This window comes from Streptomyces sp. NPDC051913 (genome assembly GCF_044593635.1).
Taxonomy (GTDB): domain Bacteria; phylum Actinomycetota; class Actinomycetes; order Streptomycetales; family Streptomycetaceae; genus Streptomyces.
Genome location: NZ_JBIUCI010000018.1, coordinates 155,362 through 179,822 on the forward strand (window position 1 = coordinate 155,362; position 24,461 = coordinate 179,822).

The 24,461-nt window shown below is 72.2% G+C and carries 17 protein-coding genes and 1 pseudogene; 14 read left to right on the plus strand and 4 right to left on the minus strand.

The genetic code is table 11. The features are described from left to right. The first annotated feature begins 82 nt into the window (after nt 1-82). The 4 genes from ACIHIX_RS38805 to ACIHIX_RS38820 all read left to right on the plus strand — a co-directional run bounded on the left by ACIHIX_RS38805 (nt 83) and on the right by ACIHIX_RS38820 (nt 7,164). The gene (locus tag ACIHIX_RS38805; protein WP_399964832.1) at nt 83-3,019 is read left to right on the plus strand and encodes a hypothetical protein; all 2,937 of its coding nucleotides are present in this window, start codon (nt 83-85) and stop codon (nt 3,017-3,019) included. A gap of 18 nt (nt 3,020-3,037) precedes the next feature. Next, nucleotides 3,038-4,390 (plus strand): RICIN domain-containing protein, encoded by a 1,353-nt coding sequence (locus tag ACIHIX_RS38810; RefSeq protein ID WP_399964834.1) that lies wholly within the window; start codon nt 3,038-3,040, stop codon nt 4,388-4,390. A gap of 63 nt (nt 4,391-4,453) precedes the next feature. Further along, nucleotides 4,454-5,581, plus strand: a complete 1,128-nt coding sequence (locus tag ACIHIX_RS38815; RefSeq protein ID WP_399964836.1) for a mannose-binding protein — start codon at nt 4,454-4,456, stop codon at nt 5,579-5,581. Nucleotides 5,582-5,595: 14 nt separating this feature from the next. Then, a complete protein-coding gene (locus tag ACIHIX_RS38820) occupies nt 5,596-7,164 on the plus strand; it encodes a DUF4246 domain-containing protein (RefSeq protein ID WP_399964838.1) in 1,569 nt (522 codons plus the stop codon). On the opposite strand, the gene ACIHIX_RS38825 is transcribed toward ACIHIX_RS38820, so the two are convergent. Further along, on the minus strand, nt 7,131-9,512 hold the full coding sequence (locus ACIHIX_RS38825; protein WP_399964840.1) for an ATP-binding protein: 2,382 nt from the start codon (nt 9,510-9,512) through the stop codon (nt 7,131-7,133). The two genes, ACIHIX_RS38820 and ACIHIX_RS38825, sit on opposite strands and share 34 nt — an antisense overlap. A gap of 230 nt (nt 9,513-9,742) precedes the next feature. On the opposite strand from ACIHIX_RS38825, the gene ACIHIX_RS38830 reads away from it, so the two are divergent. Continuing rightward, nucleotides 9,743-10,423 carry a DUF4232 domain-containing protein gene (locus ACIHIX_RS38830; RefSeq protein WP_399964842.1) on the plus strand — a complete coding sequence of 227 codons (681 nt, stop codon included), beginning with the start codon at nt 9,743-9,745 and terminating at the stop codon, nt 10,421-10,423. Nucleotides 10,424-10,683: 260 nt separating this feature from the next. On the opposite strand, the pseudogene ACIHIX_RS38835 reads toward ACIHIX_RS38830, so the two are convergent. Further along, nucleotides 10,684-11,254, minus strand: a pseudogene (locus tag ACIHIX_RS38835) (GAF domain-containing protein). Between the two features lie 157 nt (nt 11,255-11,411). On the opposite strand from ACIHIX_RS38835, the gene ACIHIX_RS38840 reads away from it, so the two are divergent. From ACIHIX_RS38840 to ACIHIX_RS38850, 3 genes are all read left to right on the plus strand, one after another. After that, a complete protein-coding gene (locus ACIHIX_RS38840) occupies nt 11,412-11,588 on the plus strand; it encodes a hypothetical protein (protein ID WP_399964844.1) in 177 nt (58 codons plus the stop codon). Nucleotides 11,589-11,883: 295 nt separating this feature from the next. Continuing rightward, nucleotides 11,884-12,738 carry a class II glutamine amidotransferase gene (locus ACIHIX_RS38845; protein WP_399964846.1) on the plus strand — a complete coding sequence of 285 codons (855 nt, stop codon included), beginning with the start codon at nt 11,884-11,886 and terminating at the stop codon, nt 12,736-12,738. A gap of 133 nt (nt 12,739-12,871) precedes the next feature. After that, on the plus strand, nt 12,872-15,550 hold the full coding sequence (locus tag ACIHIX_RS38850) for a LuxR C-terminal-related transcriptional regulator (protein WP_399964876.1): 2,679 nt from the start codon (nt 12,872-12,874) through the stop codon (nt 15,548-15,550). Between the two features lie 42 nt (nt 15,551-15,592). On the opposite strand, the gene ACIHIX_RS38855 is transcribed toward ACIHIX_RS38850, so the two are convergent. After that, nucleotides 15,593-17,662, minus strand: coding sequence for a SpoIIE family protein phosphatase (locus tag ACIHIX_RS38855; RefSeq protein ID WP_399964849.1), 2,070 nt, complete (start codon nt 17,660-17,662; stop codon nt 15,593-15,595). A gap of 250 nt (nt 17,663-17,912) precedes the next feature. Here ACIHIX_RS38855 and ACIHIX_RS38860 point away from each other — a divergent pair, with 250 nt between their 5' ends. From ACIHIX_RS38860 to ACIHIX_RS38870, 3 genes are all read left to right on the plus strand, one after another. After that, nucleotides 17,913-19,541, plus strand: a complete 1,629-nt coding sequence (locus ACIHIX_RS38860; protein ID WP_399964878.1) for an MFS transporter — start codon at nt 17,913-17,915, stop codon at nt 19,539-19,541. A gap of 18 nt (nt 19,542-19,559) precedes the next feature. After that, complete coding sequence (locus ACIHIX_RS38865; RefSeq protein ID WP_399964851.1) at nt 19,560-20,066, plus strand: hypothetical protein; 507 nt, start codon at nt 19,560-19,562, stop codon at nt 20,064-20,066. 128 nt (nt 20,067-20,194) lie between these two features. Continuing rightward, on the plus strand, nt 20,195-20,392 hold the full coding sequence (locus tag ACIHIX_RS38870) for a hypothetical protein (RefSeq protein WP_399964853.1): 198 nt from the start codon (nt 20,195-20,197) through the stop codon (nt 20,390-20,392). Between the two features lie 28 nt (nt 20,393-20,420). Here ACIHIX_RS38870 and ACIHIX_RS38875 read toward each other — a convergent pair whose 3' ends face one another. After that, entirely contained in the window at nt 20,421-21,830 is a 1,410-nt protein-coding gene (locus ACIHIX_RS38875) for a DUF2252 domain-containing protein (RefSeq protein ID WP_399964856.1), read from the minus strand. Between the two features lie 250 nt (nt 21,831-22,080). Between ACIHIX_RS38875 and ACIHIX_RS38880 the strand changes: the two genes are divergently transcribed. The 3 genes from ACIHIX_RS38880 (at nt 22,081) to ACIHIX_RS38890 (ending at nt 24,225) form a co-directional block, all read left to right on the plus strand. Next, on the plus strand, nt 22,081-22,740 hold the full coding sequence (locus tag ACIHIX_RS38880; RefSeq protein WP_399964858.1) for an HdeD family acid-resistance protein: 660 nt from the start codon (nt 22,081-22,083) through the stop codon (nt 22,738-22,740). 510 nt (nt 22,741-23,250) lie between these two features. After that, entirely contained in the window at nt 23,251-23,712 is a 462-nt protein-coding gene (locus tag ACIHIX_RS38885; RefSeq protein ID WP_399964860.1) for an SHOCT domain-containing protein, read from the plus strand. Between the two features lie 30 nt (nt 23,713-23,742). After that, a complete protein-coding gene (locus ACIHIX_RS38890) occupies nt 23,743-24,225 on the plus strand; it encodes a hypothetical protein (RefSeq protein ID WP_399964862.1) in 483 nt (160 codons plus the stop codon). Nucleotides 24,226-24,461 lie beyond the last annotated feature (236 nt).

Below are 24,461 nucleotides of genomic sequence, written 5' to 3' on the forward strand. Positions count from 1 at the left end.
TGCTGCTGGAGGACGTGCCGGTGACCGGGCACGACAACGGTCCCGCCGCGGTGGCCATGCTCCCGACCGGCAGTGGTGCGATATGACGCGCTGGAGTTCCTTCGGCAGGCGTCGCGGTTACGGCGACCGGCCGCAGGCCGCTCGGCGGGGCGAGACGGCGAGCCCCACGTCCCGGGACGACACCAGCGGACCGGCCGCACAGGTGCTGGTGGAGGACTACGACGGCCTGCTCCTGCTGCGTTCCCCCGCGGACGACTCGCTGAGCCCCACCGACATCGCCGACCTCGCCCGCGGCCAGCGCTCCGACGACGCGACGGTGACCCTCGTCGCGGGCAGCGACAGCGTCGCGGCGGACTCGTTCTGGCCTCGACTGAGTCAACTGCTCGACAGCCTCGGCGACTCCGGTACCGAAACGGTCAGACTGGCCATGGCCGACGCCGGACTCGACAGCGCCAACCGGCCCGCCACCGCGCGCAGGATCGCCGACGCGTGGGGACTTCGGGTGGAAGCCCCGGACGGGCCGCCCCTCCTCGTGCCGGGAGGCACGCTCTTCGTCCCCGGCGTCCCGGTCGGCTCCGCGACGGACGGCGGATGGTGGCGCTTCGCCCCACAGACCCGGCCCAGGCCGCTCGGGCCCCGCAGCCCGGCCCCGTCCTGGCAGAGCGCGCTGCGCGCCGTACCCGCGGTCACGGCGAGCGGGTGCGTCGTCGAGCAGATCCCGGCGGGACTGCTGGTCCGCCCCGCGGAGGCGGCCCCCACCCGGCCGGGCGACCTGTATCACTCCGTGCCGGTCTCGCCCGGGCGACTCACGGTCGTGGTCGGTGTTCCCTACGGCGAGGACATCCTGGCCGACGATGTCGGCGACGTGCTCACCGCTCTGCCGGAAACGGTCAGAGCGACCGTACGGCTGGCGCCGGGCGGCCGGCGCGACCTGCTTCCGCTGGCGCAGTCGCTGGCCGACCGGCTGGAAGTCGAGGTGGAGCTGATGACCGGGCTGCCGCTCATCGCCGCCGACCGTCCGCTGGGGACGTACTCCGCGCAGTCGGTCCTGGTCGGGGCCGACCGTACGCCGCGATGGCTGCCCTTCGTCGACGCCGTCATGTGCCGGCCCTCCCGAGGCGCGGCCCAGGCACCGGCACCGCGACTGCTGCGCTGGACGCCGCCGTTGCCGGGCGCCGCCCAGCCCACGGACGGTGTGGTCGCCCTCTCCGACCAGTGGCAGGTCACGGTCACCAGGGCCGGTCTGTGGGTCGGCCCGTCGGCCGGTCCCCGCCTGTCCCACACGGAGCGCCCCGTCAGCGCGTCCGGTCCGCTCATCGAGGTCGGCCTTCCGGGCGAACACCTCGACCCGTCCCTGTGGCCGGCCCTGTCGGTCCTGCTGGGCGCCTTGCGTCCCGCTCTCCGGGCGAGCGTGACCCTGCAGGTGCACGGCGTTCCCCGGGACGGCGGCCGTGAGCTGCGCCGCTTGGCCGCGGGGCACGGCCTGCGGACCATCCGATTCGCCTCCCTGGCGGCTCCCGGTCCGGCACGCAGAGAGGTGCCCGGACCGCCGGACGCGACCGGCCGACCGCACACGACGTCCGCGCCAGGACGCGCCGAGCGCCCGGCCCTGCCCTCCCCCGCCTCGCCGAGCGGCCGGAGCACGCGGCCCGCGCAGCCTGCCGCTGCCACGGGAGACGGTGGACAGCTCGCGGCCGGCGCGGCGACGGCCGGCGCCGCAGCGTCACCGGCCCCGCGCAGGGCCGCCCGGCCGGGAAGTGCCGAACGCGCCGACTCGCCCGGCACGAGTGCGTCGACCCCGCACGCGCCCAACACGGCAGCTGTGGAACCGACTTCACCGGAGCGCACAACGGCTGCCGTGACGCCGGGGCGGGAAGCGGCTAAAGCCGGGGACCGCGGCAGGGACGTAGGACCGCTCGCGTCCGCCACCACGGCCGCCGCCGAAGGCACCCAAGGCTCCGTCCCGCCGGAGAGGTCACAGACGCCGGCTCCCACCACGTCCCAGAGCGTGCCCGCCACCCCGCACGGAGTCCCCACCACCGGGTCCTTGCCTGGTGAGACGACCAGCTCTCCGCCCGGCGGGACGACCGGCTCCCACCCCGGCGAGGCCACGGGCGAGACCCCCGACGAGCCGCAGGCACGGCCCTCGGGCGGGACGCCCGCGCCGCCGTCGGCGGACACCGGTGCCGGTGACGGAAGCCCTCGCGTACCCGATGGCCCGGAGCCGCCGAACAGGACGCTGCCTCCCGTCCCCTTCGGCCCGGGGCACCGCAGCACAGAGGACGAGCGCACTGTCTTCCGTACGTTGGCGGACACGGAATGGGACCGGCACGGGACGGCCGTGGCCCGGGCGCTGGCTCGGATGCCCGCCCTGCGGGGCAAGGAACAGGAAGCCGCTCGCGCCGATCTGATCGCGCTGAGGCTCTATCTGCACAACAGCGAGGGGCCGTTGAGCCATCAGGCTCTGCTGCGCTCGCTGCACGCGCACGACGCCGGCTTGCTGCCGTACGTGGCATGCCTGGCCTCAGCGCTGAGCCGACTGCCCTCCTACCGTGGCGTGGTGCTGCGCGCCACCGGCGCCGTCTCCGCGAGCGGCATGCCGAGCCCCGGCACTCTGCTGCGCGACGTGGCCCCGGTGAGCGCCACACCGCTCGACCCGGTCCGTCCGTCGATGACGACGGGCGCCAGTTACGTCATCTGGTCCGTCGGCGCCCGCCGGGTCCGGCAGCTCCTGGACCCCGGCGACGGGCCGGAGGAAGTGGTGTTCACCCCCGGGGCCCTGTTCCGGGTACTGGACGTACGCCGAGGCGGACAGGACCTGGCCCGACAGATCTTCCTGCGCGAACTGCCCGGCCCGGGGGTACCGGTGACGCCCGATCCCGAAGGGGACCGCGCCGCACTCGCCCGGCTGGACGAGGCGGTGCGCGGACGCTCGGCCCCGGCGAGTGCCGATCAGTGGCCGGCGCGCTGCTCCGGGCCCTTCGGCACCACGACGCCGGAAACCACAGCGAACCACTGACACGAGTAGGGGAGTCGTATGGCTCGTCAGACCGATCCCGCCGGCGAGGCGTCGTCGTCCGCGCCCGGAGCGTCCGGCGGCCCCGGAGCCTCCGGGGCGTCGTCCGCGCCCGGATCGCCGTCGGTGACAGTCCGCCGGGCGATACGGCTCCAGGGGACGGCCCAGGATCCTGGCGCGGCGCTGGCGCCGGGTGGAGGAGGACGCGGGGACACCGGCGCCGCGTCAGCGGCTCCGATACCGTCGGCCGCGCCGGACGCTGCCGCCACAGCCGCACCGTTACCCTCCGCATCCGCCGCTTCCCCGGACCAGGGAAGCGAGGCTGCCCGCACGGAGGGCGAGACGTCGGGCGGCGGCAGGACGGAGGGCTCCGAGGCAGCGCCGTCGGCCCGAGAGGGACTGGAGCCCGCGGAGTCCACGACCGTCCACCCCGGAACCGCCCCCGACGCCGCGGACATCGCGCCGGGCGCCGACATCGTCGTAGCGGGAGCGGGAAGTGAGGGCGGCGGAGCCGCGACGGCCGCCGCGGCGCACGGCGGCCCCAGAAAGCCGATGCTGGCCGCCGCTGCCATCGTCGGGGCGATCCTGATCGGAGTCCCCTTCCTCGTGGCGGGACAGGGGGACAAGGACGAGCGGGGCTCGGACCGGACCGACAACGCGGCCGGCACGGTCCTGGACTCGGACCGGATCCCGCACGCCTCGCAGAGCTACGCGACCGAAGCACCGTCACCCTCCGCTTCCACCTCCCCCTCGCCCAGCGAGTCGCCCGAGGAGAAGCGGTCCAAGGACCCCGGCCGCGCGCCGGTGGCCGAGCCGAAGCAGGCCGCGCCGACGGCCACCGAGTCCAAGAAGACCGAGTCGAAGAAGGCCACCACGCTCAGCGCCGCCGAGAAGCTGCGCCGACAGGCCAACGCGGCCTCCAGCGCCAGCACCGTCCTGGTCAGGAACTCCACGACGGGCCTGTGCGCCGACGTCCCCGACTACGGCAACGGCAAGATCGACGGCCCGGTCAACCAGTACCCCTGCAACGGCACGGCCGGCGACAACCAGCTGTGGAACCTGGAGGTCGTGGAGGCCACCGGTGGCCCCAAGGGCGCCTCCCTGTTCCTGATCAGGAACAGCAAGGACAAGTACTGCATGGACCTGCCCTACTACGGCTCGGCCGCCACGGGCACCAACGTCACCGAGTACTACTGCCGTGCGACCGCCGACAACCAGCTGTGGTGGCTCGACCCCCGCTCGGACGGCTCGTACTGGATCCGCAGCTACTCCAGCAACAACCTCTGTCTCGGACTTGAGGGGGGCGGGTCCGCCGGGAACGACGCGCACCTGGAGATCGGCGGATGCGGCCCCGCCGACCGCTGGACGATCTGACAGCCGCCCGCGACAGCGCCAACCGCCCCACGAAAGCCGACAGATGACGGAGAGAACGCCGGCATGAGTGCACAACGAAAAGCGGGAGACGGCACTTCTCCCGACACCGCCGCAGGCGCGCCGCAGGTCCGGGTCGCGGTCACCCTGTCCGCTTCCCCGGAACCGCCCGAGGGGGCGTTGACCCCGGGCAGGACGGTGCCGGTCCCGGAGGCGGTCACGGAAGAACCAGCGGAGCACGAGGGCGCCGTTGCCGCCCCGACCCGCCCGGAAACCGGGGGAGAGGACGCCGGCGAGGAGGCGACAACGCTGTCGGGCACCTCCGTCACGCGCGAACCGCGGGAGGAGCCGGCCACGGCCGAGAAGCCGGAGTCCGGCGCGGCGGAGGGGGGCGCCCAGGGGGAGTTCCGTGGTGAGGTGCCCGCGCTGATGGGGGCCGCGCCGCTGGTCGCGACGGACACCGACCACCCCCGTGCCGACTCGAGGGAGTCCCACGGCGGACGCCCCAAGAAGCCGATGCTGGCCGCCGCGGCCATCGTCGGCGCCGCGCTCATCGCCGTGCCCTTCCTGCTGATGGGAGGCGCGAAGGACGACGACAGCAAGCAGGAGACAGCGAGCTCCGTCGGCAACGAAGATGCCGACACCGTCCTGGGAGCGGGCGCGACGAACCAGGCACCGGACGGCTATGCCACCCGGACCCCCAGTGCCGCCCCGAGCGAGACACCGTCCAAGAAGCCCGAGCCGAGCCCCGAGCGGAGCAAGGAGTCGAAGGACGACGTCGGCGCGGCCTCGGACACCAAGCCGAAGACCACCCCCAGCGCCACCCGGTCCCCGAGAACCACGGAGAAGGAGGCCGAGCCCACGACACCGGTGTGGACCAGTACCTCCGTCTCGGCCCCGAGCACGCTGTCCGCAGGCGAGTCATGGAGCACCAACCGGATCAAGATGGTCATGCAGTCGGACGGCAATCTCGTCGTCTACAACGAGAAGGGCAAGGCCACCTGGGCGTCCATGACCTTCGGCGCCAACCACACGGCCCGTTTCCAGACGGACGGCAACCTGGTCATCCACAACGGTGACGACAGGCCCATCTGGGGCGCCGACGTCTGGGGTCATCCGGGCGCGAAGCTGATACTCCGGGCGGACGGGAAGGTGGTCATCATGGACGGCACCACCGTGACCTGGTCCACCTGAGACCCGGGGTCGTCGTGTCAGTCCCCTCACGTAGTCTTCCGGCCACCACTCACCTACCGGGAAGACCAAGAGAGTTGACTGACCTGTCCGCTTTTCCGCTGCCCTTTCACTCCTCCCGTTCCACAGCGTTCGCGGCGCCCCGCACCCTGCGGGAACTCCAGATGATGGAGTGCAGCTCACAGATCCGGGCCAAGCCGCGGTGGTTCGAGAAGATGAACGACGGTGGCATCGTCGCCAGATGGACACAGGAGGCGCTCGCCCAGGGCCTCACCGAAGCGCAGGTCCGTTACGTGCTGGCCGAACTGCGGCACTACGCCACGCTGCGCGACGCATCGACCGGCATCGAGGTGTCCGCCGTCGATGGAGTGTGGCATGCGGACGCCCTCATCGAGGACGAGCTCGGAAGGCGTCTGCGTGAGGCGGTGCGCGCCCTGGAAGACGTTCCCGACGCGGAGCAGGACTGGCATCCCGGATCCGACGGCCTCGTCCTGGATCTGGTCCACCCCTCACTGTTCTGCCTGGTGAGAAAGGTGAGCGGGGAACCCGAGCGGGCTTGGCGCAATCCGACGAACCAGTACTCGAAGTACGAGTTCTCGGAGAAGTTCCAGTGGCTGCCGACGGACGTGGACGTCAGCGAGGACGGCGCTGTCGCCTTCCGGTCCTACGTCAACAACGTCCATCCCGAGGCACATCGCGAACTGGCCGCCGTGCTGCCCGACTTGTTGGCTCGCTTCCGCCCGCTTCTGGAGAACGTGCTGACCGACCTGCGTCATCCGCGCCCGCTACGGATCGAGGCCGATCCGTACGGGTGGTACGACGCGGAGCCGGAGTATCCGGAGAAGTCCTCCTACAGTGACGATGTGGCGTACGCCGAAGCCGTCCAGGCGTGGAGGGAAGCCCAGGACACCTGGTGGGAGAACCGCCGTCCGGTCATCCCGGACGCGCCTGCCTTCACCCCGCCCGAGTCGCCCGACGAGTCCGCCCGCATCGACCTGCGCGGCCGCTCCCTCCAGGTCATCGTCAAGGTGGCCGCCATCCATCTCACCCCCGACAAACCCGAATACCCCGGTGGTTCCTGGCATGTCGAGGGGATGCTGAACGAGCGGATCGTCTCGACCGGCATCTACTACTGGGACAGCGAGAACATCACCGAGAGCCGTCTGAGTTTCCGTGCGGCCCTGACCGAACCGGACTACGAACAGAGCGACGACAACGGGGTGCGAGAGGTCTACGGCCTGGAGAACGAGGGCGCGCTGAACCAGGTGCTGGGATCGGCGTCGACCCCCGCGGGCCGCTGCCTCGCCTTCCCCAACATCCTGCAACACCGCGTCGGTTCGTTCCGCCTCGCGGATCCGACCCGCCCGGGACACCGCAAGATTCTCGTGTTCTTCCTGGTCGACCCGTCACAAAAGAGCGTGTCGACCTCTGATGTGCCGCCGCAGCAGCCGTGGTCCGACTCCTCGACCATGACCCTGGAACAGGCCAAGGAGTACCGCGACCAGCTCATGCGGGAACGCAAGTTCTTCGTCGACGAGCACAACGAGCAGCTCTACGAACGCGAGTTCTCCCTCTGCGAACACTGAGCCTCGTCGATTCTCCGTGCGTGCGCGTCGGCGGACTGGCCCAGTGCGGCCAGAGCAGCCGAGGCCTCGCTGTGGAGGGGGCTCTTGAGCGCTGCCAGAGCGTCGCGGGCGGTGAGAAGCGTCTGCCGGGCCTCGGGGTGCCCGCTGCCGCTGAGCGCGCGCCCCAGGTCCAGCCGGGCCTGTTCGGCCCAGATGGGCATGTGTGCCGCCTCGAAGTCGGCGAGTGCCTGCCGCAGTGACGGTTCAGCCTCGTGCCAACGCTCCAGGGCCACGAGGTCGTTGCCGATCTGCTGCCGGGCGACCGCGTGGTACAGCCCGACCAACTCGGCCGTACGACCGGGCACCCCCGTCCGGCAGATCTGTTCGCTGCGGCGGTGGATCTCCAGTGCCTCTGCGGCTCGGCCGATGTGCCGCAGCAGGTTGCCCAGGGTGTTGAGGATGGTCAGTTCGGCGAGCCGGGCCTCGGGGGAGTCCAGCGCGGCGAGGCAGCGGGCCGACTCCCGCAGTCGGTCGTGCGCGTCCTCGGGTCGGCCCTGCCGGTGCAGCGCGCCCGCGCCGTAGCCGAGCGCCCAGCCCTCCTGGAGGCCGTCCCCGCAGTCACGGGCGGCCTCCAGCGCGGCGTCGGCCGCGGTCAGCGCGGCTTCGGGGTCGTGGGCGCAGAGATTGTGGGCCCAGGCCAGGTAGTTGAGATGGACCGCCTCCTGCCGACGGTCGTCCAGTGCGCGGGCGGAGTCGCTGGCGCAGGCGAACACCTCCACCCACTGCTCCCAGTGCTGGGTCATGTCGGAGAACCAGTGCATGGCCTCGGCGGTGTCCAGCACCTCCCGGTGCCAGCCGGACCGGTGTGCCCGGTGCAGCGCGGCGAGCCACTGCGCCCGCTCGGCCTCCAACCAGGCCCGTGCCTCGCCCTTGCCGACCGGCGCCGTGTCGGGATCGGGGTCACCGGCGGGCACGGACCGGTCCTGGTGGACCTCGTAATGCAGTGCGGCGACGGTGGCCCGGCTGAGCATCCAGCGCGCCGTACGGTCCAGGGCGGCCTCACGGACGTCGGGGCCGTCCTCCGTCTCGGTCTGTTCGAGGGCGTAGAGCCTGAGCAGATCGTGGAAGCGGTAGCGCTCGGCGACGGCGTCGCTCTGGAGCAGTCCGGCGTCGGTGAGTTCCTCGGCGCAGGCGACGGCCTGGTCGTAGGAGAGCCCGGCCAGCAGGGCGCCGGTCTCGGGACCGAAATCGGGTCCTGCGGCCAACGCGGCGCGGCGCAGGAACGTCCGGGTGTCGGGCGGGAGTTGGCGGTAGGAGAGGGCGAAGGCGGCACGCACTTGCAGGCTTCCGGCCTGGAGACCGTCGAGGCGGCGCCCTTCGGCGGCCAGGCGCGTGGCGAGTTTGGTGAGGCGTTCGTGCGGCCGGCTGAGCAGGCGTTGACCGGCGATGCGGACCGCCAAGGGCAGGTGCCCGCACAGATCGGCGAGGTCGCGGGCCGCCTGGGCCTCCGCCTGGACGCGTTGCGGTCCGAGGATGCGGGTCAGGAGCTCCACCGCCTCCTCACGGCGCAGCAGTGCCAGGTCGGTGCGGTGGACGGACCCCAGACCCGCCAACGAGTGACGGCTGGTGACCAGCGTCAGTGACGGGCCGGTACCGGGCAGCAGGGGAAGGACCTGCTCCTCGTCGACGGCGTTGTCGAGGAGCAGGAGCACCCGGCGGTCACTGAGCAGTGACCGCCACAGGGCGGCACGCTCGTCGAGGCCGTTGGGCAGCGCGGCGTCGGCGATGCCCAGCGCGCCGAGGAGCCGGGCCAGCGCGTCCCTGGGCGGTGTCGGCTCGGCGTCCATGCCGCGCAGGTCAAGGGCGAACTGTCCGTCGGGGAAGTGCGGGGCGAGGCGATACGCGGCGTGGACGGCGAACGCCGTTTTCCCGAGCCCGGGTTGACCGGTGATCACGGAAACCGCGGAGCCCGCGGGCTCGACATCGCCGGGTTCCCCGTCTCCGAGCTCTGCTGCCAGCTCCAGCAGTCGGGCGAGTGCCGGGCCCCGCGCGGTGAAGTCCCGGATGTCGCGCGGCAGGGCCAGGGTGTGGGGCCCGGCCGGGTCCGCGACGGCGCGGGGGCGTGGACGGCCCAGCGCGGCGGACTCCTCCAGCCCCGCCGCGTCGTCGGCGCTCAGCTCCAGGGCTTGAGCGAGTGCCTGGACCGTGCGGCGCTGCGGGCCGAGGGTGCGTCCGCGTTCCATGTCGGCCAGGGCTCTGACGCTGATTCCGGCTGCCTCGGAGAGCGCCTCCTGGCTGAGCCGGGCGCGGGTCCGGAAGTGCCGCAGTCGCTGCCTGAATTCGCCGCCGGCCGGTATGGCACCGCGCACCGTTGAGATCCCCGATCGTCCGGCTCCCCCTGCGCGAGCCTCCGGCAGAAGTATGACGGACGGTACTTCTGCCGGGAGAACTTCCTGGTGGCGAGGGTTTGGCGGTGATCGACTGAGGTCCGACGCGCGAGGTGCCGCAGGCTCCGTTCCCACGCGTCCTGCCCACCAGATCATCCCGGCCGCCGGGAACAGGCCGACGGCTGTGCACCACTTCACCGGGGGAACCCATCATGACCGCTCGCTTCACCCGTTCCACGATGCTGGCCGTCGCCGGTACGGCACTCGCTCTTTCCCTCACCGCCTGCCAGAGCGGCGAGGACGACAACGCGGCGGCCGCGTCGCGCGCCTCGGCCACCGCGACGGTGTCGGACGGCGCGTCCGCCGCGGCGACCGTCACGTCCTCCGCCGGTTCCACGGGGGCGGGCACGTCTTCGGGTCCGGCGGACGCCGGCAGCTCCGCCGACTCGTCCGGCCGGCAGGCGAGCACCGCCACCCCGGTGTGCGCCGCCGCCGACGTCACCATCACCGCGGCCAAGCAGGACGGCCCGCCCTACACCCACCTCGTGCTCACCGCGAAGAACACCTCGGGGCACTCCTGCCGCCTGACGGGCTTCCCGCACGTCCAACTCCTGGAGAGCCACAAGCAGGACGTGTCTGCCGTCGCCAAGAGCAAGCCCGCCGCCCCGGTCGTCCTGGCCGCGGGAGCCCCGGCCTACGCCCTCCTCAAGGTCTCGGACGGCGGCACCGACGAGGACAACGAACCCGTGTCGGCGTTCTCGGTCACGCTGGAGGGGGACCCGACGGTCATCGCCGTCTCCGCGCCCGGATCGGACGGGATCGCCGCCGACCCCGCCCAGGCCCTGGTCGGCTACTGGACCTCCGAGCTCCGCAACGGCGCGGACGACTTCTGACCGTCACACCCGTCCCCGGCGGTTGCTCCGCCGGGGACGGGTGCCGGCGTCGTCGCTCCCGTACCCGCGCCCGTGGGGGTGGTGAGGACGGCTTCCCGAGCGAAATTCTGTGCGGCCTTGCCCCTGCGGGGTGTCGGCGGGCGGAGGCGGGGGACCTGGAACGGAGGGTCGGCCGGCTGCGTCCCGGGGGCGCTGGTCCGGCTCAAGGCTCCTCTGGTTCGGACCAGCAGCCGGGGGAGCCGCCGGCGGGGCGGGCGTGGTCAGCTGAGGCTGCCTCGTTCGCAGACGCGGCGCGCGACTTCGCGGAGTTTGGTGTTGGTCTCCTGGGAATAGCGACGCAGGGTTTTCCGCGTAGGTGCGGGCGCTGGAGAAAGCCACGGCGGCGTGCGAGGCCAGTAGCCAGGCCGCGAGCTCACTGTCTGCGGTGAATGCGCCGGGCCGACGCGAGTAGAAGTTCAGTGCGCCGAAGTCGTCGTCGTCGGTGAACAGCAGGATGCCCATCATGCTGCCCACCCCCAGTCCGCTGGCTTTGGGGGCGAAGGAGGGCCAGCGCTGGGTCTCGGCGGTCAGGTCCGGGATCCGGAAGACGCGCTCCCCGTGCGGGTCCTGTGCGGCATCGAAGCAGGGCCCCTCACCCAGTTCCCGTTGCAGAGCGTCGCTGTCGGTGACCATCCGTTCGGTGGGCGCGAAGGACCCTCGTTCCTTGCCGTGCAGCACGAGGATTCCGGCCGCGTCGCATCCGGTGACCAGCTCGGTCGCAGATTCGGTGATCCGCTGCAAGGTCCCGGTCAGAGAGTCCTGCGCCAGCAGGTTGCGTGCCATCGTCGCCATCTGCTCGGCGAACCGGGCCCAGTCCACGATTCCCCTGCGGGGGCGGCGGCACGTCGACGGCCGCGCAACTCATCGACGGCCGGCTGTGTGTTCCGGCGGCTGAGGGGCATTCGGACGGCACACGGGCGAAGAGCCCCAACTCGAAGGAAGCACTGCCATGTTGGCCATCATCTCCGCAGTCCTGTTCTTCATCGCGTTCCTGATCAACGCGGCGGACATCTCGACGAACGACACCTTCACCTCGACCAACGTGATGCTCCTCGGGCTGACCGTCCTCGCCCTGCATCTCGCGGGTATCGGCAGCGGCTGGTCACGTGGCGGCCGCAGACGCTGACGTCAGGGCTCAGGCTCAGACCCGTGGTGCCCAGCGGGTGAGGCGAGCGATCCCACAACGCGCTGGGACCACTCGCCGATGCTGACCGGCCCTTCGGCACAGGCTCGGCGTGCCCCGAAGGCCGGGGCACGAGATACTGATGGTCACTCGCAGGGACGGCGCTCCCACACACTGCCGCCTCCGAGTCCGTCCGCCCCGGCGCGGCGGAACGCCATCGCCGCGCGGGCGCGCCCATGTGCGGCGCTCGCGTCAGGCGGTGCGGATGCCGCCGACCCTCGGAGCGGAGGGATCCAAGATGTGCCGCTGGATCGCCTACTCGGGCACCCCGATCCTCCTCAGCCAGGTGCTGTTCGAGCCGTCGCACTCGTTGATCGACCAGAGCCTCCACTCCCGCATGGGGGTGGAGACGACCAACGGCGACGGTTTTGGCATCGGCTGGTACGCCGACGCCGCGCCGGCCACTCCGGCCGTCCTGCGGGACGTGGGCCCGGCGTGGAACAACCGAAACCTGCGCGAGGTCGCCCACCACGTCCGCTCGGGCCTCTTCTTCGCCCACATCAGGGCGGCGACGGGGACGGCCGTGCAGCAGTCCAACTGCCACCCCTTCCGCAGCGGCCGCTGGCTGTGGATGCACAACGGAATGATCGACGGCTTCCGCCTCCTGCGGCGCGACCTGGCCCTGGCAGTCGATCCGTCGCTCTACCCCGACATCGAGGGTTCCACCGACTCCGAGCTCATGTTCTTCCTGGCCCTCACCTTCGGTCTGACGGACGATCCACCCGCGGCCGTCGGGCGCATGGCGGCCTTCGTCGAGACGACGGGGCACGCGCACGGCGTGCGGCACCCCCTCCAGATGACCGTCGCGGTGGCCGACGGTGAGCGCGTCTGGGCGTTCCGCCACTCCAGCGAAGGCCGCTCGCGGTCGCTGTTCTACAGCACCAGGGTGGAAACCCTGCGCGCACTCCACCCCGACGCCGCGTTCCTGCGGGACGTCTCCGACGAGACCCGCCTGGTCGTGTCCGAACCGCTGGGCGACCTCCCCGGCGCCTGGAACGAGGTACCGGAGAACAGCTACGGCGTCATCGAGCCGGGCCATGACGCGTTGCGCGCCTTCCGGCTCGACCTGGCGCAGCACTCGGCCCGAGGCTGAACATCGCGCATACGGGCTGGTCAGCGGGCCGATGGCGGCTGTGCCGCGCGCTGTGCCGGGAAGGCTGGGATGCTGGTGAGGGAGCGCCGCCCATGATGTGGCCCTGACGACAGGGGTGAGGGTGGTGAGCAGCGTGGCCGAGAGTTTCAGGGGCGGTCAGGGGCCGAGGGTTCCGATCGTTCCCAGCACCGATCCCCTGGGGGACCCGTTCCTGCGCACCCGGCTCGCCGTCCCTGTGCGGCCCGGCACGTTTCTGCGGCGGCAGCGGCTCCTCGACCATCTCGACCAAGCGCTCCTGACCCCGCTGACCCTGCTCAACGGCGCGGCCGGGTCCGGCAAGACCCTGCTGGCCGCCGACTGGGCGGCCGGACTGAGGCATCCGGTCGCCTGGCTCAGCGTGGAGGCGGGGGACCGGCACCCAGAGGTGTTCTGGGCCTACGTCGTTCAGGCACTGCGTGCCGCCGGTGCCCTGGCCGCCGACCCGGCCGTGATCCCGGCGGACCCGCCCCGGGTGGACGGCAGGCTGCTGGCGACGCTCGCCGCCGAACTGAACGACCGTGACCGGCCCGTGGTCGTCGTGCTGGACGACTGCGACCGCGTGACCGTACCCGAGATCGCCGAGCAGCTGGAGTTCGTCCTGCACCACGCGGGGCGGTGGCTCCACCTCGTCCTCGTCACCCGTACCGAACCGCTGCTGCCGCTGCACCGCTACCGGGCTGCCGGTGAACTGACGGAGATCCGCGCCGCCGAGCTGGCCTTCACCCCGGAGGAGGCCGGCGCCCTGCTGGAGCTGCACGGTCTGAGCCTTCCGGTGCCCGCCGTGCGCGCCCTGGTGGACCGCACCCGGGGATGGGCCGCCGGGCTGCGTCTGTCCGCTCTGGCGGCCCGGGAGAACGCCGATCCGGAGCTCTACCTGAAGGAGTTCGAGGCGGAGCGGAGCACGATCGCGGACTTCCTGCTGGCCGAGGTCCTCAAGGGACAGACAGACGAGACACAGGACCTCCTGCTGCGGGTCAGCGTCCTGGAGCGGTTCTGCCCTGAACTGGCCAACGCGCTGACCGGCCGCACCGATGCCGAGCCCCTGCTCGTCGAACTGCACCGCGCGAACGCCTTCGTCGAACACCTCGGGCGCTCCTGGTACCGGCTCCACCCGCTGTTCGGGGAGATCCTCCGCGCACATCTGCGGATGCGCCTGCCCGGGCTGGAGCCGGAACTCCACCGGCGGGCCGCGCAGTGGCTGCGGCGTTCCGGATTCCTGCCGGAGACCGTCGCGCACGGTGCCGCCGCCGGCGACTGGGACGCCGCAGCAGGTGCCCTCATCGACGACCTCGCGATCGGCCGACTCCTCACCGGCCTGCCCTCGGACGACCTCGCCCAGCTGTTCTCGCCCATGGCACCCGGGGCCAGGAGCCCCGAGGCGGACCTGGTGCGGGCGGCTCGCGAGCTGGCCCGTTACGACCTCGACCACGGTCTGGCGAGCCTGCGCCGCGCCGAGGAACAGCTGGCCGGCGACGCGCCCGACCAGGCGGCCGCGCAGCTGAGCTGTGCGCTGCTGGAGACGGTGGCCGCCCGTCTGACCGGATGCCCGCCACGGGCCGAGACGGCCGCCGAAGTCGCCGACGCACTGCGCCGCGAGGTCCCGCCGCACCTCCTGGACAAGCATCCCGAACTGCCCGCCCTGCTGTTGACCCATCTGGGGTCGGTGCGTCTGTGGGCCGGACGCTTCGAGGACGCGCGAGCCGCCCTGAGCGCGGTGGCCGCTGCTCCCGAGGGAGCCTCCACCGCGATGCCCCGGGAGGAGTCGAGGGCGCACCTGGCCCTGCTGGACTATCTGAACGGCTGGCTCGGCAGGGCGGAGCGCAAGGCCCTGGCAGCGGTGTCCGAGGCCGAGCAATGCGGCCTGCCCCAGTCGTCCGCCTCCGGCATCGGTCACCTGGTCCTGGCGGCCGTGGCCATCGACCGACACGAACTCGACCGGGCCCAGGCCCTCCTCGACGAGACGGCTCACCTGCCGGCGGGAGCGTGCGATCCGGTGCCGATGGCGGGACGAGCCCTCGCCACAGCCCGTCTCCTGCTGGTCAGGGGCAGGGCACGAGCGGCCGTCGAGGCCTCGGACGCGGCCGTCTCCGGAGTGGTGTCCTCGCCGTGGGCCGCAAGCCACGAAGCGCTCGTCACCTCCGCCGCCCACCTGGCCGAAGGCCGGCCGGACGAGGCGGCCGAGGCGCTCCGCGACGTCAGCGGCGACCAGCCGGCCTGTGCCGTGGAGGCCGCGGCGATCCAGCTCGCCGCAGGACGCCCCGAGGCGGCCATCGACCTGCTCGACAGCGTCCGCACCCAGGGCGGGACGGGTCCGGCGGTGACCGTGCGGGCGGCTCTGGTCAGGGCACAGGCCGCTGCCGGGGCGGGAGACTCCGCCGCCGCTCACCGCCTCGTGGCGCGGGCGCTCCTGGACGCCCGCCGCGAGCGGCTGCGGCGTCCGTTCCTCGATGCCGGAGCCTGGATCCGGCCCTTCCTGGCCACGGCCGACCTGCACGAGCTGGCGGCGGGCTGGCTGGCGCCGGGCCCGCCGGCACGGGGCGAGCGGTCGCGGCCGGAGTCCGCGCCCGCACCGCTCGTGCCGGTGGAACTGAGCGGACGCGAGCGGGACGTGCTGGAGCGGCTGTCCCGGATGATGTCGACGGAGGAGATCGCCGCCGACCTCTACCTTTCGGCGAACACGGTCAAGACGCACCTCAAGAGCGTCTACCGGAAGCTCGCGGTGAACCGGCGAGGCGACGCGGTGCGCCGCGCCCGCGACCTGCGGCTGCTGTGATCCCGCCGCCGGCGCACCCGGCCCGGCACGGTGGGCTGTCGTTCAGTCGACGGGCGGCAGCGTCTGCTCGGTCCAGATCGTCTTGCCCGAAGCCGTGTACCGGGTGCCCCATGCCTGGGCGAGCTGGGCGGTGATGAACAGGCCGCGTCCGCCCTCCTCCACGACGCCGGCGTGCCGCAGGTGGGGAGAGGCCGAGCCGGCGTCCCGGACCTCGCACGTCAGGGTCCGGTCGTGGATCAGGCGGAGCCCGATGGGCGGAGTGCCGTAGCGGACGGCGTTGGTGACGAGTTCGCTGACGATGAGCTGGGTGTCGTCCGCGGTCTCGCCGTCCAGGCCCCAGGCGGCGAGCTGTTCACGGGTACGGCGCCGGGCGACGGCGACGGCCGCGGGGCTCGGGTCGAGTGGCCACGAGGCGCGCCGGTCGGGGGGGAAGGCCCGGGTGCGCGCGACGATCACCGCCGCGGCGCCGATCCCCGGACCCGCCGCGAGCGCGTACACCAGTGCGTCGCACAGGTCCTGGAGCGGGCGGTCCCGGAAGTGGGGCGCCGAGGGCAGCGGCCCGGAGACCTCCGACAGGTACGACGTGAGGAGCGGATCGCTGGTGAAGACCAGCACGCTGCCGTCCGGCACATCGATCTCCGTGGCCGCGAAGGGCGCGTCCGGTGCCGTGCCCAGGCGCGGCCCCGCCGGGGCGGTGGGAAGCACCACGGTGGCATCGGGGCGCACGACCAACGGGGTGAGGGCGCCGGCCGCGGCCAGCGTGCAGGTGCTGGACAGGGGGTCGTGGACCGCGTACACGCAGTCGGCGGTCAGCGCCTCGCGCCGCAGCGGATCACCGAGGGGGAGGCCGGCCCGTTCCGCGGCCAGGTGACCGGCGGTCGCGTGCAGACGGGCCATCAGTTCATCGGGAGGCAGGTCGAACGCCGCCAGCGAACGCACGGCGGTGCGCAGTTGCCCCATGGCCGCGGCGGCGTTCAGGGCGCGGCCCGACACGCTGCCGACGACGAGGGCGGTGCGGGCGCTGGACAGGGCGATGGTGTCGTACCAGGCACCGGGGTCGACGCCCGTGAGGGTGAGATAGGCGGCCTCCAACGACGTCCGGGTCTCCGGGCGGCGGGGCAGCAACTGCCGCTGCACCGTGGCCGCGACGGTGTGCTCCCGGGTGTAGCGGCGCGCGTTGTCGATGCACAGGGCCGTGTGGGCGGCCAGCTCGACGGCGAGTTCCAGATCGCCCGCGTCGAAGGCGGGCGACGGTCCGGCGCGGTACAGGCTGATCACGCCGAGCGCCGCGTCGCGCAGCGCCAGCGGGACCACGAGCAGGGAGTGGGCCTTCGAGGAGCGGATGGCCTCAGCACGCGCGGGGTCCACGGACAGCCAGGGGGCGGCGCCGTCCAGCGCGACCGCACGCGGGCGCAGGTCTGCCAGGGCCTGGGTGAAGGGCGTGGGAGCCGGCAGGCCGCACACGTCTCCCACCGGGTGGGCCTGGGGCGAGGGCATGCGGTTGCTGCGGAACGCGGTGCGCATCAGCGGTGTGCCCGGCGGCAGGGGAGCCGGCGGCGGGTCGTCGCCACGGATCACCGCGTCCACCACCTCCACGATGGCGACATCGGCGAACTCGGGGACCACCGCCGCCACGAGCTCCTCGCCGGTCGCGGTGGGATCGAGCGTGCGGCCCACGCGCACGCGTACGGCGTCCAGCACCCGGGCCCGTGCCCGGGCCCGCTCGCTGTCGGTGACGTCGACCACGGCGACCGCCACGCCGAGCACCTTGCCGTGCGGGTTCTGCAGGCGCAGTGCGGTCACCTCGTAGTGCCGCGGCACCCCGTCGACGCGGGCGGGCACGATGTGCCGCAGCAGCGGCACACCCGTGTCCAGGACCTTGCGCAGGAGGGACTCGACATCGGTGTCGACCATGCCGTAGACCTCGCGGGCCGGGCGCCCCGCCGGCTCGTCCTCGGCCATCCCCCGCATCGCGGGCGTCGCGGTGTTGACCCGTACCACCCGCAGCTCGGCGTCCAGCAGATGCAGACCGATCGGTGCCTGGTCGAACAACGCGTCCAGCATCGAGACCGCCGTCTCTTCCGGCAGACGGCCGGCGGCACCGTGTGCCATGGAGATCACCTACCGCTTCCCTCGCGCACCGGGACGTCCTCCCAGCGTCCTCTGCGCTCCGGACTGCTGCATCCTCGGGTGCGATCCGGGTGCGATCCGGGTGCGATCCGGGTGCGGACGGTGGCGGCCCCGCTGAGACTCACCCGCGGCGGGGGAGGCCCCCACGGACCGGCCGCGGCCACGGTGGGCAGACACCGGGCGCCACGGCGGCCCGGACGTGCCGCCGGAAGGAGCTCCGACCATGGCGGGCATGAAGCACTGGCGGGCTCTGATCGTCCTCGGAACGGCCCAGTTCCTGATGGTCCTGGACACCTCCGTCATGAACGTGTCCGTCAGCCAGCTGGTCGAGGACTTCGACACGGAGGTGACCGCCATCCAGGCGGTCATCACCCTGTACGCACTGGTCATGGCCGCCTTCATGATCATCGGCGGCAGGTTCGGGGACATCCTGGGGCGTCGCCGGATGTTCCTCGTGGGACTGATCGTCTACGCGGTCGGCTCGGCGCTGACCGCCGTGGCACCCACGCTGTGGGTCCTCACGCTCGGCTGGTCCGTCATCGAGGGACTCGGCGCGGCCATGGTGCTGCCGGCCATGGCCGCCCTGGTGGCGGAGTCGTACCGCGGGAAGGACCGGGCGATCGCCTACGCGGTCATCGGCGGGCTCGCCGGCGCCGGTATCGCGGTCGGCCCGTTGCTGGGCGGCTGGGTGACGACGTACCTGACCTGGCGGCTGGTCTTCGCCGGCGAGGTCGTGATCGTCGTGGCGATCCTGCTGTGCCGGCGGGTGATCGCGACGCCTGCCCCGACCGGTCCGCCTCCCCGGCTGGACTGGGTCGGCGCGGTGCTCTCCGCGGCCGGGCTGGGGCTCTGTGTGCTCGGGGTACTGCAGAGCAGCACCTGGGGGTGGGTGCAGCCCCGCAACGCTCCCTTCACCGTCCTCGGTTTCGCCCCCACGCTCTTCGTCGTGGCGGCCGGGGTGGCCGTCCTGGCCGTCTTCCAGCGCTGGGAGCGTCGACGCGACGACGCCGGCGCCGACCCCCTCGTCCACCTGTCGCTGCTGGGCAGGCCGGTGCTGCGGTCCGGGCTGCTGACGCTGCTGAGCCAGAACCTCATCCTGCTGGGGCTGTTCTTCACCATCCCGCTGTATCTGCAAGTGGTTCAGGGGTTCGACGCGTTCGAGACAGGGCTGCGTCTGCTCCCGGTGTCCGTGACCATGTTCGTGACCTCCCTGTCGGCGTCGTCGCTGGGCAGGATCCTGGGGCCGCGCCGGGTGGTCCGGCTGGCCCTGCTGATCCTGGCGGGTTCCATCGTGTGGCTGCTGGCCACCATCGAGCCGGCCATCGACGACGCCCAGTTCGCCGGAGCCATGGCCCTGCTGGGCGTGGGCATCGGCCTGCTCGCCTCGCAGCTGGGCAACGTCGTGCAGTCCGCCGTCGGCCAGGAGGAGCGCAGTGAGGCCGGAGGGCTGCAGTTCACGGCACAGAATCTGGGCTCCGCGCTGGGCACCGCACTCATCGGGTCCATCCTCATCGGTGCGCTGGCGCACGCTTTCACGTCCCAGGTGGAAAACCATCCTCAGCTGTCCGAAGCGACGCGGGACCAGGTCGGTGTGTCCCTGGAGGCCGGGATCGCCTTCGTCCCCACCGACCAGGTGCGCACGGCCGCCGAGCGCGCCGGACTGCCGGCGTCCGAGGTGGAAGCCGTCGCGGACTCCTACGCCGCCGCGCAGCTGGACGGTCTGAAGGCGGCCATCCTGGCCACGGGCGGTATCGCTCTCGCCAGTTTCCTGGTCACCCCGCACCTGCCGGCCGCCCGGGAGAGCAGGCCGCGGCGGCAGGACGTCGACGCCCCTGCCGAGGCGACGGGTTCGACGCACTGAGTCCGGAGGGAGCCGCCCGTGTCCAGGATCAAGACCGCCCCGAGCACGTCCCGGGGAGCGGGAGAGGATTACACCGGCGGCGTCTACGGATCCATGCTCGCGGCCTCCGTGGTGATCGGCGCCGGTTCCCTCGGCTCGTTCCCCCGCACCGAGCTGGTGCTGCTGCTGTTGCTCACCGGCGTGGTGTTCTGGATCGCGCACGTGCACGCCCAGCTGTTCGGCGCCCGCCTGGCGCGGCAGCCCCTGAACCGCCGGGTCGTGGCGCACGTGTGCCGTGACGAGTGGCCGATCGTCCAGGCCGCCGTCCCGCCGGCCGTGGCCGTGGCCGTCAGCCCGCTCCTGGGCATGGACGTGCGCGGCGCCGCCTGGCTGGCCCTGGCCGTCGCCGTGGCCGGCCAGGTGGGCTGGTCCGTGGCGGCTGCCCGGCACGCCGGTGCCTCGCTCCGGCTGATGGCGACCACCGCGTCGGTCAATCTGGTGCTCGGCCTGCTGATCATCCTCTTCAAGATCGTCTTGACGCACTGATGACCGCCGTCCGGCCCGCGCCCGGTCGGTCACCTGTACCGGGTGAGGCCCGAACCGACACGGTGGCGAGACGATCGCAGGCAAGGGCACCGTCCACCCGTCCCTCGCACTCCGTGGGAGAACAGCTCGTGCGCTACGAGATCCGAGTCGAAGGGCACCTGTCGGAAACGCTGGCCAAGGCCTTTCCGGAGCTCGGCCACGTGGTGATGGCCGGTCAGACGGTCCTGTACGGCCCCGTCGTGGACGAGGCGCACCTGTACGGCCTGTTGGCGAGGTGCCAGTCGCTGGGACTGCGCGTCCTGGAAATGCGCCAGCTACCGGAGTGACGGGCCCATGGTGAGCGGCAGAGTCCGCTCAGAGCCGCTCCGCCCTGATCCGACCGGAGCGGCGCGCGGCTTCCAGCGCCGCGAAGTCCCGCTCGTTCTGGTCGGCGTACGCCTGGGCGAACTCGGTGAGCGCACGGTCGAAACCGTCGCCCGCCCCCAGGTAGGCGGCGAGGGCGACGGGGTCGCCGGAGCGGGCGTGAGCGCGCGCCAGGGACGCCCCGCAGAGCCGGCCGAAGAGGTCGAGCAGGCTCGGCTGCATGGTCTCCGGCTGGGCGATGCCCTTCCAGTCCCACAGCTGGCGGACATAGAAGTCCCGGTCCTGACCGTCGAAGCCCACGACGCTCGTCCAGCCCAGGAAGATGTCACTGGTCGTCTGCATCAGACGCTGTCCGGTCACCACCCGGCGCCCCTGGTTGTCGTAACGGTCGCCGCCCGTGTGGGCGGACAGCACCGACTCCCCGGCTTCCTTGGCCTGAAGCAGCAGCGGATCGTCGTCGTCCCTGCCCAGCAGGAGCAGAATCCAGCAGCGCGTGCCGACACTGCCCACGCCCACCACCTTCCGGGCCATGTCCACCAGACGGTAGCGGCGCAGCAGGTGGCGGCGTTCGGACGGCAGGGTCCGCGCGTACTGGTCGACGAGGCCGCGGAGCTCCTTCTCGCGCCCCTCTTCGGAAGGATCGTCCATCAGCTGGTCGAGCGGGGTGATCAGGGGCGGATCGGGGGTGATACGTCGGCCCTGGTCCGTGACCTCGGTCAGTTTGTCGAAGGCCCGCAGATGGGTACGCGTACGGGCCCGCCGCGCGGCACGAGCCGTACGGCGCGCCGTTTCCTTGTCCATCGCCGAGGCCAACAGCTCGCGCAGCCGGTCGGCGGCGTCCTGCGCGTACCAGATGTCCAGGGTGCGCATGCCGGCGAACTCACGCATCCGCTCGCGGTAGGCCCGCACACAGACCCGCACGGTGCTGTTCTGCTCCTTGCGTGAGAAGCCGTTCGCCCGGGCCGCCGTCACGAAACCGGCTGCCAGCCGCTTGACGTCCCACTCGAACGACCCGGGCAGAGTCTCGTCGAAGTCGTTGATGTCGAAGACCAGCCGCCGTTCCGGCGAAGCGAGCAGCCGGAAGTTCAGTGGGTGCGCGTCCCCGCAGAGCTGCACCTGAAGCCCGGTGTCGGGCAGGGTCGCCAGGTCGGCCGCCATGATCGCGGCCGCGCCGCGGTAGAAACGGAACGGCGACTCCAGCATGCGGCCGTAGCGGATCGGCACCAGCTCCGGTACCCGCTCCGCCGACTGACGCTCCACCACCTCGACGGGGTCGAGCCGTTGCGCTGCGGCCTCGTACCAGCCGTGGGACGAACGCGGCGCCCGCCGCCGCGCCTTTCTGCCGTACGTCGCTCGCTCGGCCGGGGACAGCGAGGTGGTGAAAACGTTCGGCACGGTCATGGTCCCGCCTCCTGGTTCGGTGCTCCGGCGCCGGGACGATGCGGAAAGCGGTCGGTGCGCGGTGCGGGCGCCGGATGAGCCGGGCGCCGGGGGGCTTCCAGCTCACCGCCACGGCGGCGCCGATGGTTCACCCGTGATGGGTGAGCCGGTCACCGAGCGGCAGGCGTGACCCTGGAGCGGTCGGGTGTGCACGCCCCTTCACCCGCCCCGCCGGCTCTCGGAGCGACGGCTGATCACGCGAGGAGGAGCCATGACCATGTCGCGTGAACCGGTATCGAGCACCGGGCAGCCGTACGGGCCCGACGGGGCGGCCCAACCTGCCACCGGCGACTCCGCGCAGGAACTCGCGCGGCTCGGCCGATCCTGGACCTGGCTCCTGGCATCGGCCGCGGCGACGCTCGTGCCGGGGGTGCTGGTGCTGGTCTGGCCGGAGGCGACGCTGCACGTCCTGGCCGTCCTCATCGGCCTGTACCTGCTGGTGACCGGCGGGTTCCGGTTCGTGGCCGTGTTCGGGCGGGAGGGGCACGAGCGGCTGCCGGGGCTGCTCCTGTCCGTGCTGTACGTCCTGGCCGGGGTGCTGAGCCTGCGCAACCCGCTGCAGACGATCGCCGCGCTCTCGCTGATCACCGGGGCCGTCTGGCTGGTGTCCGGCATCCTCACCCTCTACACGGCGATCTCCGTCGAGTACCTGCCCCACCGTGGCGTCGTCGCGGCCGCCGCCGTCCTCGGCATCGTCGCCGGGATCGTGGTGCTCGCGCTGCCGACCGAGTCGGCCCGCGCCTTGACCCGGCTGCTCGGCCTGTGGCTCGTCCTGCTGGGGCTGGCCGAGGCAGCGGTCGCCCTCGCGTGGCGAGCCGTCCTGCGAAAGACGCTGCCCCAGGGGTCGCGGGCCCCCGACGCGACGGCGTGACGCCGCACGCGGGTTCTGGTTCCACTGCCTCCACGACCGCCGTCCGTCCTGATCCTCCCGGTGATCCGCGGGGCGGACCTGTGAGTCACAGGCGGAGGACCCCGCCGCGCGTGCGCGTCCCGCACACCCCGGACATCGCGCGCGTACACGCGGCTTCGGCGCCGGTGCCGTGACTGGACCGGTGCTCGTTCTGCTCTCCTCGACGCTGCTGTGGTGGTCCCAGCACCTGCTGCCGGGCGGCCGGATCGGCCGGCGGAGCTGTTGCCGGCCGCCGGGGGCACGGTGCTGCTGAGCCAGGCCGCCCATGCGCCGCTGGCGGGAGGCATGGAGCGCAGCCTGGACGAGTTCAGCCCCCTTGGCCCGGTCTTCACCTTCCTTGCCTGGCTGATCGCCGTCTTCCCAGCGGCCGCCGTTCACCCGCATCGGGTGAGGCCACCACGTCCTCGTCCTGTCCACGCTGAGCACAGCACGCAACGGCGGCCGGGCGAGTGCCCGGAACGGAGGAGAGAGATGAGCGCGCAGACGTACCTGGCGTACGACTATCCCCTGCTGAGCGTCTTCTGGAGCATGCTCTGGTTCTTCCTGTGGATCATGTGGTTCATCCTGCTCTTCCGGATCGTCGTCGACATCTTCCGCGACGACGACATGAGCGGGTGGGGGAAGGCCGGCTGGCTGGTGTTCACCATCGTGCTGCCCTTCCTGGGCGTGTTCGTCTACGTGATCGCCCGCGGCAAGAACATGGGGCGCAGGGAGATCGCCCAGGCACGTGCGCAGCAGGAGGAGTTCAACACCTACATCAGGCAGACCGCGTCCGGCGGGACCAGCAGCGTCGACGAGCTCGCCAAGCTGTCCGAGATCCGCTCGCGCGGCGACATCACGGACGAGGAGTTCCGCAGGGCGAAGGACCTGGTCCTGGCCGGCCACGGGTCGACCCAGCACGCGGGTTCCGCCTCCGGCACCACCGGTCGCTGAGCATCCGGACGACATGAATCGAGGCGCACGATGACCGCGACACATACCCGGCCGGCCCACACGGCGAAGCAGGAATGGGCGACCGGCCTGGCCGCCTTCGCAGCCGTGATGCTTTTCCTCGTCGGCCTGCTCGACATCTTCCGGGGCATCATGGCCATCGCCGAGGACGACATCTTCGTCACGACGCGCAACTACGTGTTCGAGTTCGACCTGACCGGCTGGGGCTGGGTCCACCTCGCGCTGGGCGTGGTGGCCGTGATCGTCAGTATCGGGCTGTTCCGGACGGCCACCTGGGCGCGCGTCTCCGGCGTGGTCATCGCCGGGTTCGTCATCATCGCCAACTTCCTTTCCCTGCCGTATTACCCGGTGTGGTCGGTCGTGATGATCGCCCTGTCGGGCTTCATCATCTGGGCGCTGTGCGTGGTCCAGCGGGACAACCTCTACGACCTGTCCGAGGCACCCCCCATGGCCGAGGATCGCCCACCGGTCTCCATGCCGCACGGGCCCGCGTGATTCTCCGTCCTACCGAGCGGCCCCTTGGAGCGCTGGTGCGCGGGGGCCGCTCGGCATGAGGAGGGCGGCGACGGAGAAGGGCTCGGTTCCTTCTCTTCGGCAGCGGGGTCAGCTCGTGGCCGTCGGGACCGCTTCCCCGTGCGAGCCGGTTCCGCCCTCGGCCGCGGCGAGTGCCTTGTTGCGGCGGACGGAGGACCAGAAGGACCAGGCGATGAGGATGACGCCGACGAGGCCGG

Excerpts from the sequence above, each read along its gene's own strand:
- ACIHIX_RS38845 (WP_399964846.1), top strand. The coding sequence starts at position 11,884 with ATGTGCCGCTGGATCGCCTACTCGGGCACCCCGATCCTCCTCAGCCAG.
- ACIHIX_RS38890 (WP_399964862.1), top strand. The coding sequence starts at position 23,743 with ATGACCGCGACACATACCCGGCCGGCCCACACGGCGAAGCAGGAATGG.
- ACIHIX_RS38840 (WP_399964844.1), top strand. The coding sequence starts at position 11,412 with ATGTTGGCCATCATCTCCGCAGTCCTGTTCTTCATCGCGTTCCTGATC.
- ACIHIX_RS38875 (WP_399964856.1), bottom strand. The coding sequence starts at position 21,830 with ATGACCGTGCCGAACGTTTTCACCACCTCGCTGTCCCCGGCCGAGCGA.
- ACIHIX_RS38805 (WP_399964832.1), top strand. The coding sequence starts at position 83 with ATGACGCGCTGGAGTTCCTTCGGCAGGCGTCGCGGTTACGGCGACCGG.
- ACIHIX_RS38810 (WP_399964834.1), top strand. The coding sequence starts at position 3,038 with ATGGCTCGTCAGACCGATCCCGCCGGCGAGGCGTCGTCGTCCGCGCCC.
- ACIHIX_RS38815 (WP_399964836.1), top strand. The coding sequence starts at position 4,454 with ATGAGTGCACAACGAAAAGCGGGAGACGGCACTTCTCCCGACACCGCC.
- ACIHIX_RS38880 (WP_399964858.1), top strand. The coding sequence starts at position 22,081 with ATGACCATGTCGCGTGAACCGGTATCGAGCACCGGGCAGCCGTACGGG.
- ACIHIX_RS38830 (WP_399964842.1), top strand. The coding sequence starts at position 9,743 with ATGACCGCTCGCTTCACCCGTTCCACGATGCTGGCCGTCGCCGGTACG.
- ACIHIX_RS38885 (WP_399964860.1), top strand. The coding sequence starts at position 23,251 with ATGAGCGCGCAGACGTACCTGGCGTACGACTATCCCCTGCTGAGCGTC.
- ACIHIX_RS38855 (WP_399964849.1), bottom strand. The coding sequence starts at position 17,662 with ATGGCACACGGTGCCGCCGGCCGTCTGCCGGAAGAGACGGCGGTCTCG.
- ACIHIX_RS38860 (WP_399964878.1), top strand. The coding sequence starts at position 17,913 with ATGAAGCACTGGCGGGCTCTGATCGTCCTCGGAACGGCCCAGTTCCTG.